The sequence below is a fragment of the Parendozoicomonas sp. 2304DJ65-17 genome (assembly GCF_058148445.1).
Genome location: NZ_JBYVJV010000005.1, coordinates 65,764 through 78,042 on the forward strand (window position 1 = coordinate 65,764; position 12,279 = coordinate 78,042).

Sequence of the window (12,279 nt, forward strand, 5' to 3'; positions counted from 1 at the left end):
CCTCTGGAGGGAAGGTGGTTTGCCAGCTGTTCGGTTAGCGAATTATTAAAGTTGACCGGCGTCGTAGACAACCTTGCCATCAATAATGGTGAGAAGGCTGCTTGTTTCATGCAGTTTCTCAACTGGGGCAGAAAGCAGGTTCTGGGAAAGAACCGCTATATCAGCAAGCATGCCTGTCTTGATTTGGCCTTTATTGTTTTCTTTAAACTCACTGAACGCAGCCTGGCTGGTGAAACCATCAATCACCTGGGCGCGAGTGATAGACTCTTTGGCATCAAGCGGGTGATTCACAGCATAGGCAAAAGCAGCATAGGGGCTTTCAAGGCCTTCGGTGCCAAAAGCCAGGGGAACGCCAGCATCAATCAGGGATTTCAATGGAACATAGTTTGTATCTCTGCCATAGCGAGTCTTGAATATGTCAGCAAGAATCAGGTGGTGAGGTTGCTGAACCACCACAACACCTAGCTTTGCCGCCCGATCTATCTGCTTTCCAGTGATACCGTCACCATGTTCAATACGCAGACGTTTTGCAGGCCAGCCAGTGTCAGCAACTGCTTCCATTCCATCCATAACATTCTGTGAACAGCGACCTCCGTGGCAGTGGAGTAACAACTGATTACGCCATTCATCCTGCTTACTCAACAGTTCTTCAATCTGGCTACCAGAGAAAAATACCCTGCCCCTCCAGCCGGGTTTATCTGCGTAATCTTTATTAGTCGCAGCCACCCTTTCCATCGGTGTACCATCAAGGAACCACTTCGTGCCTGAAGCTGTGATCAATGAATTGCCAAAAGGATGTTCAGGCACGTTGGCGGACTCTTCAACATCTCTCGCCTCAGGAGTCGTTGTCGGCATACGGATATAACGTATGCGGATAGGCAAGTCTGCTTCATTAATCAGACGCAGGTAACGCTCAGGAGTGATAATGGGCATGTCTTGAATCGATGTGATACCCCAGCGAACAAGTCGATCAGATTCTTCCTTGATCAGGCGGGTCAGTTCTTCATCGGAAAGGTTCAGATCGATTAGTTTTCTTCTCAGTGGCCACTGTGCATATTCATGGAACTTTCCTGATATTTTGTTTGTTATAGGATTACGAATAAACCAGCCGCCTAGAGGATCCGATGCATCTTCCTTAACTCCAAACTCTTCCATAGCTCGGGTATTCATAATTTCTCCATGGCTGAACCAAGTAGAAATATAAACAGGATTATTGGGTGCTACTTTATCGAGGGAATAACGGTCAGCCGTTATATCATCAATAACATCGACACCGGCCAAGCCTGTAATCCAGGTACCTTCAGGCACTTCTTTTGCCGCTTGTTCAACAGCAGCCAACACCTGTTTCCAATCCGGCTCCCAGGGCAAGCTCAGTTGATGGCCCACCGGAGCATTTGAGAAGGAATGGTAGTGGGCATCATTCAGGCCGGGTGTAACAAAATTGCCTTTGAGGTCAACCCGCTGAGTTTCAGGACCTGCAAAAGCAAGAATTTCCTCAGATGAACCGACAGCTACGATTTTATTGTCTCGGATAGCGATTGCTTCAGCTGTTGGGTTTTTCGGGTCAGCGGTATACACATGTCCGTTAGTTAGCACCAGGCTTGCCGATGGAGTATCACTTATCTGGGAGTGCTGCGAACATGCTGTAATCCCTAAACTCACAGCGGTAAGCGCTGTGAACCGCAACAAACGCTTTATCATCACTTTATATCTCTTGTTTGGTTGGAATATTGCCCTTACACAAGGGAGGATTGAGAAATTGCGCTTTGAATATAGTTGTATTTAAATATAAATACAACAGTATTTAATTGATCCAATGGATTGCCTAACTCTGATAAGTCTGACTGGTAGATATACGACCACGACCGTTTACTAAAGAGTAAGAACTTGGGGCTGGGGAGAAGTGCCACAGAAACAGAATTGTCTTAAGCCAAGGAGAAAGCTTAGGCAAGCTGCCCATGTCAGGAAGGGGTAATTATCAAAATATCAAAAGAGTTCAGGACTGAACAAAGAAAACGAGCTGACTATTTTGCCAGTGTATACAGCGTTGAATGATGTTTGATATGAGAATAATTTGGTCGGCGAAAGAGGATTTGAACCTCCGACCCCATCAACCCGAATGATGTGCGCTACCAGACTGCGCCACTCGCCGACACTGCTTTGGATACTACAAATGAGCCCCGTGCTTTTCAAGGCAGTTGCTGCCAGATTTACAGAGAAAAAAGAGACTAAAAACATCCTCTCTCAAAAGCGGGCAACCCATGATATTTCCATAGGTTGCCCACCCGGTATCACTCGCCCCGCAAGTCTTTACGGCACTCTTTCAGGGTGTCAGCAATCAGGAACGCCATTTCCAGAGACTGGTTAGCATTCATCCGTGGATCGCAATGGGTACGGTAGCGTTCCTTCAGGGTTTCTTCCGTCACCTTATGGGCACCACCAATACACTCAGTCACGTTCTGGCCGGTCATTTCAAAATGAACACCACCAGCATAAGTGCCTTCTGCACGATGCACTGAGAAGAACTGACGCACTTCTTTCAGAACAGAGCCTACGTCGCGAGTCTTGTAGTTACCGGCGGTAATGGTGTTGCCGTGCATAGGATCACAGCTCCACACCACATTGCGCCCTTCCCTTTCTACAGCACGAATCAAGTCAGGCAAGCCGTTTTCAACCTGATCCGCTCCCATGCGCACAATAACAGTGGCACGACCTGCTTTGTTTTCAGGGTTAACCAAATCCAGCAGTCGAATCAGTTCATCGGGTGGCAGGGTTGGGCCAGCCTTAATACCAACCGGATTATGAATGCCGCGCATAAATTCCACGTGAGCACCATCTGGCTGACGTGTACGATCGCCAATCCAGAGCATGTGGGCGGAGCAGTCGTACCAGTCACCGGTGAGGCTGTCTTTGCGAGTCAGTGCCTGCTCATACGGCAGAAGCAAAGCTTCATGGGAGGTGTAGAAACTGGTTTCCCGAATAGCGGCACTATTCTCTCCGGTAATTCCACAGGCACGCATAAAGGCCAGGGTTTCATCAATACGCTCTGCCATCTGCTGGTAGTGCACAGCTTCCGGAGTAGCATTGACGAAATCCAGGTTCCAGGCATGAACCTGCTCCAGTGAAGCCAGACCACCCTGGGCAAACGCTCTGAGAAGATTCAGAGTAGAAGCCGCCTGATGATACACTGCCATCATACGTTCTGGGTCAGGTATACGGGAGGACTCAGTAAATTCATTACTGTTGATGATATCGCCGCGATAAGTCGGCAATTCAACACCATCACGGGTTTCTGTAGGCTTAGAACGGGGCTTGGCAAACTGACCCGCCAGACGGCCGACTTTCACGATTGGGCAGCTGGCTCCAAAAGTGAGCACCACCGCCATCTGCATAAGAACTTTAAAAGTGTCCCGAATATTGACCGCGCTAAACTCGGCAAAGCTCTCAGCGCAGTCTCCACCCTGGAGCAAAAAGGATTTTCCTTCAGAAACACTGGCCAGATGATCAGTCAGTGCCCGAACTTCACCGGCAAACACCAGAGGTGGTTGCTTACTTAAACGTTCTTCCACCTGCTGCAATTTTGCCGCATCAGGGTACTCTGGCATCTGCAGTGCTGTATGGTTTTTCCAGCTATCAGGTGTCCACAGGGACATTGGCAAATACTCCCGCAAATATAAAAATTCCGCCGCAGTCAATAACTGCGATCTAAATAGCTACTGTAGTGAACTATAGTGACGTTACCTTACCATTTGATAACAGTCAGTAAAGGCAGGCCGAGTTTATAACTAACAATTTCAGTTAAAATACCTAACAAAACGCCTATTACTCTTGTGAAATTTCTGATTGAGGCATACTATTCACTGAAATCGAACATATTGCAGGTTTTTGAAGCAATGACTCTTTCCACCCACACCTCTAGCCTGAACGGCAAAAAAGGTATGACCGGTATGATTATTAAGATCATTCGCCGGGGGTTGGTTGCAGTCTAAAGAAAACAGAAACCAAAAAAAGCCCCCGCACCGAAAGGTCCGGGGGCTTTTTCTTATACGCGGTTTTACAACGACTTAACGGATTTTCAGGCAGGAGATGTACCAATGAACCAGTACCGGCTAAAGCTGATAGCTTCCAACACTCCCGGATGTCTTGAACGGGTTCTGAATAACAGTCGCAGTGGCGGGTTTGATGTTGATAACTTTACTGCGTCTCTGTGCACAAGACGCAATCAGTACAATATTGACCTGCATGTTTCCGGAGGGAACAGCCAGAACACGCTGATCATCTCTCTGCTGCAGGAGAGCGATATCCGCTCACTGACACCCTGCCGGAAAAGCCCTGAGCGCAGGCCATCAATGCAGTGATGGCTTCACACCGTCTTCAGGCTCAGGGAACATCATCCGCTCATCTTCTCCCTGGAACAGGTATTGTGACTGCTGGCAGTCTTGCAGCAGTTGACGCACAGTTTCCAGGGTGACGGCAAAGTACTCGTTAAACTGAGGAACAGTCATTCCCTGAGTGGTAAGAATAGATGCCGAAGCCACCAGCATAGGAGAAGCATCATCCGGCGTGTTGAGGAACAACTTCAGGGTCGGGTAAGACATATTCAGACGCATCAGGTCTGCCGAAACAGCCAGAACTGCCGCATTACGAATATCCAGCTCAGTGGTGAACATAACACCCCAAGGCTCAATAAAAAGACGACTGTCGAGTATTCCATCCATGCTCTGCAGAGCAGACACATGCAAACCGCTGCACTGATCGCAGATATAAGATTCATAACCGGTTTCCGTCAGCCATGTTTCCAGCAAGGCTACATCCGGTATCAGCAAATCGTGCATAGCAGGAATTCTCGAAAAAGCAGCAAAACCGGAACTTTACTGGAAACAGCTACCAATAGCGATAGTAGGAACGCCACAGATATACGACTTTAGCGTTATAGTGTGGATGGATAACACCGCCTGCTAATAATAGGTGATACGTCGCTTCCACTCTTCATTTTGCTTTAAAGATAAGGAGGATTTACCAGACAGCATTTTAGCTTTCCGCTCAATCCAGTTGCCGTGATCGTCTAACTTATAATTCGAAAAATGCTTTTCAGTAATACTTTCTACACGACCATCAACAAACGTCTCTTCTCGCTCTTTTAACAACTGCCCGCTTTTGTAGGTGTACGTTATATCAGTTAGTTCTTCGCCTTCATGACGGGTATAGCGATTAACCCTCCCTTCCCCATTACGCTGCCACTGTTCCACCCATAGAGCTTCACCTTCAAGCAGGGTTTTATCCGATAAGGTTTTCGGTACACCAGCAGTTTCACGTTGTTCGATTATCCGTTTTTCAGAATCAAACATCTGCACTCGCAAACGAGAATTGTCGCATGCTTTTAACAGTACTTTGTTCCCCAGATACCCTACAGACCAGCAAGGACTGCTGGCCTGACGCCGACTACCAGGAATCATCCGAAAATCACCGCCATAGAAAAAGTCAGCCTGTCGTCCATCCAAAGCTGTGCCAGTGGCGTAACTGAGACTTCCCGGACCAATCCAGGCACCGCTGGCATCTTCTACTGTAGGAGGCTCAATAGTTACCAAGTCACCACCAGGGTTGTAACGAAAAGACTGCTTAAGAGTTTGTACGCCATCTTTCCAATCTATTTTTTTGATTGGAACCGCCCCTTTCAAAACAACCTTCTCAAGCAACTCTCCCTGAGTTCCCTTTTTAGAAGCAAAGGTTTGAATACCTTCGCGACTGTAACGGCTGATTTCAGATGGAAGAAGAGAGACATCACTATCAAGGTTGGCAAAAGTGGCAGTTCCCGTTGTCACAATTTCCTGCACTGAGCCGAGCAAGCCTTCCAAGGAGCTGGATTGCCAGAGCTTCGCGGGAGCCCGATTGATATGCTCGGGTACAGGCTGCTGCGCACAACCTGCCAACACCAAAAATATTAAGCAGAGAAGAAGGGTTTTGCTGTGCTGTTTTGGTTCGAAGATTGTTGCCACAGATTTTCCTCTGCCCTGATGCCCCGTAGTTATTCTTATTATTATGAGTTATCTGTGAACAGCCATTGACCATTATGACCGGGCTGCCACCGGTCGAGAGGCATCGGTAATCCACTCACTCCACGATCCCGCATACAGCCGAGGCAGTGGCAACCCCGCCAGAGTCATTGCCAGTATATTTTGGCAGGCCGAAACACCTGAGCCGCAATAGCAAACTACATCCCGCCCTTGCCATGGTGAAAACAGTTCTTGAAGCTTTTCTGGTTCGAGAAAGAAACCATCGCTGTCAACAACCTCCGAACATGGCTGGCAAACGGCTCCGGGAATATGCCCTGCAACCTTATCCAGAGGTTCCACTTTCCCCAGAAAACGCTCCAGAGCCCGTGCATCGGCCAATACACCACCCTGCTCAACAAAAGGAAGAACATCATCAGCCTGAACAAGGTAACTACTATTGGCAACAGGAGAAAAGTCCGTTTTTTCAACAACTGGAATATCAGTACTCAGAGGATGGCCAGCCTTTTCCCAGGCCCGGATGCCACCATGAAGAATATAAATATCAGAAAGGCCAAACCAGACAGAGAACATCCACCACATGCGAGGCACCATAAAATGGCTGCCGTCATCATAAAGCACAACACAGCTGTTCTTGGTCATTCCCCAGTTCTGCATACAAGTAACAAACTTATCACTGTCTGGCAGAGGGTGCCGCCCGGTTTTTCCAGGAATAATTTCTCCAGAAAGATCTTTGCAAATACTGGCGTATTGCGCACCGGGAATATGACCTTGCTCATACATTCGTTGCCCTGCTTCTGAATCCTGCAGGCTGTAACGAACATCGAAAACAACAAGCTCCGGTTTATCGCTCCACTCGGCCAATGTAGCCGCATCAATCAATACCGACATACCAACCTCAGAAACCGGGTTATTGAGCGACAGGTTGCTGCACCACCTGATCATCAATGATTACTTTGCCAGTCAGCACCTGGCCGACATCAATATCATCAGCTGAAGCAGAATCCTTAACGATAATGCGGGTCATGTCGCCGGCCATATCATCAGAATCAAAAATCTTTTTATCTTCGTCACTGTATTCCTGATAGGCGGGCACCGGTGGCTCTTCAAAAGCCGGGAGAGGAGTCTCAACAAACTCTTCATTCTTATCAGACATAAACCAGAAGCCACCTGCTGCAAGAACAATCACTCCTGCAACAATGCCAATAGCCAGCCGTGTTTCCCTGTTCATTGATTACTCCAACCTCTAAGCCACCAGAACTGGCAGTTTAAGGCCTGCCTTATGGCGGCAGCAAGAACAGAGAGGCATTTAAAGAGAGGAATGAGGTGCCAAAGCCACTTCTCGGCCTGACACCTAAATCAAAAGATTGAAACTTAATTACTGCGAACAACCCGGCTGGTGCGCCCATGACTGTAGACTTTCACCCTGTCGCCAACACGGAAGCTGTTACCCTGTTCCACCTGCTGGACAACTGAGATATAACTGCCGTTATCCAACTTAACCGTGAGATTCAGGCCATTACCTTCAGTAACTTTACGCTCGGCATAATTTCCTAGCACGCCACCAGCAACTGCACCGGCAATTGTTGCCAGACCTTTGCCCTTGCCACCACCAATTGTTGATCCAGCCAGACCACCTGTGGCCGCACCCGCAACAGCACCTACGCCAGACTGTGTGCCATCAACCTTTACTGTTTCAATATCAACAATTTCACCAAACTGAACAGTTTGAGTAGTCCGGGCTTCACCCCGGTCATAGTTGCTTCCCGTCAGGTCTGCTAAGCACCCCCCGAGGAGAAGCGTCAGGGCTCCTGCAGCAACCAGAGAAAAGAATCGGGACAATTTCATGAAGAACCTCCATATCAAGATAAACCTACGTCCCACCTTGGACGCTCTTCTCTCAGTGTAGGTTCAATTCGGGGATGACAAACAGGCAAAACGTCAGGGTGAAATTTGCCCAAAAAGCCTACATTTGCAGAAAATACGGCATTGTTTCGGCAACAAATACGGGTAAAATCACCACCTGACCAATTTGTCAGCTTTATCTGGAAGAAGTATCCATGGACGATTCTTTAAGCAAGCGGGAAGCCTTGCTGCTTACCTTTTCTTTGCTAACTCTTGCCCTGTCGGCATGGATGCTGGTGTTTAACGCCTAATTCCATAGCAGCAGAGACAAAAAAACCGAAGCTTGGCTTCGGTTTTTTTGTAACCTCTGGATAGTTAATCCACCCAAACCCTGGCATTGCGGAACATCCGCATCCAGGGCGCATCTTCCTGCCACTCATCAGGGTGCCAGGAGTTCTGCACGGAACGGAATACCCGCTCCGGGTGAGGCATCATAATAGTTACCCGGCCATCCTTGCTGGTTAAACCGGTAATACCTTCCGGAGAACCATTGGGGTTGAACGGATAGCGTTCTGTGGTCTTGCCGTGGTTGTCCACATAGCGTAAAGCCACCTGACCAGTTTCAGACAGTGAGGCTCGGTCAGAGTCTACAGAGAACTCAGCCTGACCTTCGCCGTGGGCAATAGCAATTGGCAGGCGTGCCTTTTCCATCCCCTGCAGGAAGATGGAAGAGCTCTTCTGCACCTCAACCATTGCCACACGGGCTTCAAATTGCTCGGAACGGTTACGGACAAATCGCGGCCAATATTCTGTTCCAGGAATCAGCTCGTGGATTGTGGACAGCATCTGACAACCATTACACACCCCAAGGGCAAATGTATCCCGGCGATCAAAGAAGCCAGCAAAGTCATCACGAACCTGATTGTGGAACAGCACAGACTTGGCCCAACCACCACCAGCACCAAGAACATCTCCGTAAGAGAAGCCGCCACAGGCCACCATTCCACGAAAATCTTCCAGACTGCGCTTACCGCTGATCAGATCACTCATATGAACATCAACAGCATCAAAGCCGGCACGATCAAAGGCTGCCGCCATTTCAACATGGCCGTTAACACCCTGCTCTCTCAGGATTGCCACCTTCGGGCGAGCACCTGTCGAGATGTAAGGAGCAGCGATATCTTTGTTGATATCCCAGGATACAGAAGCGTGGAGACCGGGATCTTTATCATCCAGCAGATTATCGAATTCATGCTGGGCACACTCGGCGTTATCACGCAGAGCCTGCATCTGATAGCTGGTTTCCGCCCACATCCGCTGATAACGGATACGATTACCATGTAGGACTGACTTGCCTTTGAAGGTGAAAGACACCTTCTGCTCAGGAGCCAGTTCACCGATGGTGTGTACGCAGCCAGACAAGCCAAAGCTGGCCAGACAGTCTTTCACCGCTCCCTTGTCCTGCTTACGAACCTGAATAACAGCACCCAGCTCTTCACTGAACAGCGCCGGGATCAGCTGATCTTTGCTGTCTGCAAGCTTATCCAGAGCCACCTGAATACCGGTATGACCAGCAAAAGCCATTTCCATCAGAGTGGTAAACAAACCACCGTCAGAACGGTCGTGGTAAGCCAGGATTTTCTCTTCGCTCAGGAGTTGCTGAATTCCCTGGAAGAAGGCCTTCATATCCTGAGGCTCATCCAGATCAGCTGGCTCTACGCCAATTTCACGGTAAACCTGAGCCAAAGCGGAACCACCCAGACGATTCCTGCCTCGACCAAGATCAATCAACAGCAGGTCAGTAGGGCCTTTATCGGTACGCAGTTCCGGCGTTACACACTGGCGAACATCGGATACCGGAGCAAAAGCGGAAATCACCAAAGACAATGGCGCTGTTACGGATTTGTCTTCGTTATCATCCTGCCAGGTTGTGCGCATAGACATAGAGTCCTTGCCCACCGGAATAGTAATTTCCAGTTCAGGGCACAGCTCCATACCAACGGCCTTCACCGTGTCATACAGACGCTCATCTTCACCGGGGTGACCGGCTGCGGCCATCCAGTTTGCCGACAGGCGCACTTCCTTCAATTCGTTGATCCGGGAAGATGCGATATTGGTCAGAGCTTCACCCACAGCCATACGGCCAGATGCAGGGGCATCAAGCAGTGCCACCGGCGTTCTTTCGCCCATGGACATGGCTTCACCGGTGGTGGAATTAAAACCACTGGTGGTCACAGCGCAGTCTGCAACCGGAACCTGCCAGGGGCCAACCATCTGATCACGGGCAACCTGACCGGTAATTGTTCGGTCACCAATGGTAATCAGAAAGCTCTTACTGGCCACGGTTGGCAGCTTCAGTACACGTTCAGCAGCTTCTGCCAGATCCAGCCCGGAAGTATCAAACTCAGAGGCTTCAAAGCTCTTGCGCTCAACGCTACGATGCATACGTGGCGGCTTGCCCAGAAGAACATCAAGCGGCATATCTACTGGCTGATTATCAAAATGTTCATCGTTCACCAGCAGGTGAGGTTCTTGAGTGGCCTCACCAACAACTGCGTATGGGCAGCGTTCACGTTCACAGATAGCTTCGAAAGTGGCCAAATCTTTGGGAGCTACAGCCAGAACATAGCGTTCCTGAGATTCGTTACACCAAAGCGCCAGAGGGCTCATGCCAGGTTCGTCATTCAAAACCTTACGCAACTCGAATTTACCACCACGGCCACCATCACTGATCAACTCGGGCAGAGCATTGGAAAGACCACCCGCGCCCACATCGTGGATAAACAGCATGGGGTTCTTGTCACCCAGCTGCCAGCACTGGTCAATCACTTCCTGACAGCGACGTTCCATTTCAGGGTTTTCCCGCTGAACGGAGGCAAAATCCAGATCTTCCTGCCCGGTGCTGGAAGCCATAGAGGAAGCCGCGCCACCACCAAGGCCAATCTGCATAGCCGGGCCACCGAGAACAATCAGCTGGCTGCCCGCAGGATATTCGCCTTTTTCAATGTGCTGCTCACGGATATTACCGAGGCCACCGGCAATCATAATGGGCTTGTGATAACCGCGAACTTCGCGGCCAGCTGGACCATTGGCTTCCTCTTCAAAAGTACGGAAGTAACCGCATAGCGCAGGACGACCGAATTCATTGTTAAAACCAGCACCACCCAGTGGGCCTTCGATCATAATATCGAGGGCTGAAACAATACGATCCGGCTTGCCGTAATCCCCTTCCCATGGCTGGGTGAAACCAGGGATTTTCAGATTGGATACGGAGAATCCGGTCAAACCAGCCTTGGGCTTACCGCCACGGCCAGTCGCGCCTTCATCACGAATTTCACCGCCGGAGCCGGTAGAAGCACCGGGCCATGGAGCAATGGCGGTTGGGTGGTTATGGGTTTCCACCTTCATGAGGATATGAATATCTTCTTCAGTGTAGCCGTAGCTGCGGCTGTCAGCATCCGGGAAGAAGCGTCCGCCCTTCCAGCCTTTAATTACCGAAGCATTATCCTTGTAAGCCGAAAGCACACCTTCAGAATTCATCTGGTAGGTATTGCGAATCATGGCAAACAGGGATTTGTCCTGAGCTTCGCCATCGATATCCCAGGAAGCATTAAAAATCTTGTGGCGACAGTGCTCTGAGTTTGCCTGAGCAAACATCATCAGCTCTACGTCGCTGGGATCACGCTCCAGCTTGCAGAAGCTTTCCAGCAGATAATCGATTTCATCTTCCGCCAGAGCCAGGCCAAGAGCCTGGTTCGCTTCTACGAGAGCACTTCGACCTTCGTCGAGTACAGGAACACGCGCCAGAGGAGCGGGTTCAGCTTCCTGAAACAGCTGTGCAGCCTCTTCCGGGCTGGAAAGCACAATTTCTGTCATGCGGTCGTGGAGCAGAGATTCGACTTTGGTCACATCATCCTGGGTGAGTGGTGATGTGCTGTCGATGGTATAGGCTATGCCCCGTTCCAGACGATGAATGGCCGTTAAACCGCAGTTGTGGGCTATATCCGTAGCCTTACTGGACCAGGGTGAAATGGTGCCAGGGCGAGGGGTAACCAGAAACAGATGACCTTCTGGCTCTTGCCTTACTCTGCGGGGACCATATTCCAGAAGCTGGCCCAACACTCTCTGGTGTTCACTGGTCCACTCTTTTCCGGAAGTTTTGGGGTCATGCAGGTCAGAAAAATGCAAGAACTCTGCATACACACTACGAATGGCCGGGACATGCTGTTTTAGGGTGTTTAACAGCCTTGTCGCACGGAACGGGGAGAGAGCGGGACTACCGCGTAAAATCTCCATCAGAGGCATGATCCTTGAAATTCAGGTCAGTTTTGCGAGCAGCGCGTATAATACAGGGATCATGGCAGTCTCTCCAGCATAAACCCCTGTCTCAGACTACATTCCCACCACTTTTCAACCAATACAT

At 49.6% G+C, this 12,279-nt stretch carries 9 protein-coding genes and 1 tRNA gene; 1 reads left to right on the forward strand and 9 read right to left on the reverse strand.

Features of this window, described 5'->3' with window-relative positions:
* Positions 1-45: 45 nt before the first annotated feature.
* From ACY2RR_RS13985 to ACY2RR_RS13995, 3 genes are all read right to left on the reverse strand, one after another.
* Positions 46-1,596, reverse strand: a complete 1,551-nt coding sequence (locus ACY2RR_RS13985) for an amidohydrolase (protein ID WP_490108772.1) — start codon at positions 1,594-1,596, stop codon at positions 46-48.
* A 479-nt stretch (positions 1,597-2,075) separates the two neighbouring features.
* A tRNA-Pro gene (locus ACY2RR_RS13990) sits at positions 2,076-2,152 on the reverse strand.
* A 139-nt stretch (positions 2,153-2,291) separates the two neighbouring features.
* Positions 2,292-3,653: a class II 3-deoxy-7-phosphoheptulonate synthase gene (locus ACY2RR_RS13995; protein ID WP_490108773.1), complete on the reverse strand. Its 1,362-nt coding sequence runs from the start codon at positions 3,651-3,653 to the stop codon at positions 2,292-2,294.
* A gap of 441 nt (positions 3,654-4,094) precedes the next feature.
* On the opposite strand from ACY2RR_RS13995, the gene ACY2RR_RS14000 reads away from it, so the two are divergent.
* Positions 4,095-4,358, forward strand: coding sequence for an ACT domain-containing protein (locus tag ACY2RR_RS14000; protein ID WP_490108774.1), 264 nt, complete (start codon positions 4,095-4,097; stop codon positions 4,356-4,358).
* Here the strand turns inward: ACY2RR_RS14000 and ACY2RR_RS14005 are convergent.
* From ACY2RR_RS14005 to purL, 6 genes are all read right to left on the reverse strand, one after another.
* The gene (locus tag ACY2RR_RS14005; protein WP_490108775.1) at positions 4,347-4,835 is read right to left on the reverse strand and encodes a YbjN domain-containing protein; all 489 of its coding nucleotides are present in this window, start codon (positions 4,833-4,835) and stop codon (positions 4,347-4,349) included. The genes ACY2RR_RS14000 and ACY2RR_RS14005 overlap by 12 nt on opposite strands.
* 123 nt (positions 4,836-4,958) lie before the next feature.
* Positions 4,959-5,996: a hypothetical protein gene (locus tag ACY2RR_RS14010; RefSeq protein WP_490108776.1), complete on the reverse strand. Its 1,038-nt coding sequence runs from the start codon at positions 5,994-5,996 to the stop codon at positions 4,959-4,961.
* A 72-nt stretch (positions 5,997-6,068) separates the two neighbouring features.
* Positions 6,069-6,956 carry a sulfurtransferase gene (locus ACY2RR_RS14015; RefSeq protein ID WP_490108777.1) on the reverse strand — a complete coding sequence of 296 codons (888 nt, stop codon included), beginning with the start codon at positions 6,954-6,956 and terminating at the stop codon, positions 6,069-6,071.
* Complete coding sequence (locus tag ACY2RR_RS14020; protein ID WP_490108778.1) at positions 6,922-7,242, reverse strand: hypothetical protein; 321 nt, start codon at positions 7,240-7,242, stop codon at positions 6,922-6,924. The genes ACY2RR_RS14015 and ACY2RR_RS14020 overlap by 35 nt, the downstream gene beginning before the upstream one ends.
* A 143-nt stretch (positions 7,243-7,385) precedes the next feature.
* Positions 7,386-7,859, reverse strand: coding sequence for an outer membrane lipoprotein (locus ACY2RR_RS14025; RefSeq protein ID WP_490108779.1), 474 nt, complete (start codon positions 7,857-7,859; stop codon positions 7,386-7,388).
* 372 nt (positions 7,860-8,231) lie between these two features.
* The gene (gene purL, locus ACY2RR_RS14030) at positions 8,232-12,152 is read right to left on the reverse strand and encodes a phosphoribosylformylglycinamidine synthase (protein ID WP_490108780.1); all 3,921 of its coding nucleotides are present in this window, start codon (positions 12,150-12,152) and stop codon (positions 8,232-8,234) included.
* Positions 12,153-12,279: the final 127 nt, after the last annotated feature.

What these genes read in the sequence shown, in the direction of transcription:
- ACY2RR_RS13995 (WP_490108773.1), bottom strand. Translation starts at nt 3,653, where the DNA reads ATGTCCCTGTGGACACCTGATAGCTGGAAAAACCATACAGCACTGCAG.
- ACY2RR_RS14000 (WP_490108774.1), top strand. Translation starts at nt 4,095, where the DNA reads ATGAACCAGTACCGGCTAAAGCTGATAGCTTCCAACACTCCCGGATGT.
- ACY2RR_RS14005 (WP_490108775.1), bottom strand. Translation starts at nt 4,835, where the DNA reads ATGCACGATTTGCTGATACCGGATGTAGCCTTGCTGGAAACATGGCTG.
- ACY2RR_RS14015 (WP_490108777.1), bottom strand. Translation starts at nt 6,956, where the DNA reads ATGATCAGGTGGTGCAGCAACCTGTCGCTCAATAACCCGGTTTCTGAG.
- ACY2RR_RS14020 (WP_490108778.1), bottom strand. Translation starts at nt 7,242, where the DNA reads ATGAACAGGGAAACACGGCTGGCTATTGGCATTGTTGCAGGAGTGATT.
- ACY2RR_RS14025 (WP_490108779.1), bottom strand. Translation starts at nt 7,859, where the DNA reads ATGAAATTGTCCCGATTCTTTTCTCTGGTTGCTGCAGGAGCCCTGACG.
- purL (WP_490108780.1), bottom strand. Translation starts at nt 12,152, where the DNA reads ATGGAGATTTTACGCGGTAGTCCCGCTCTCTCCCCGTTCCGTGCGACA.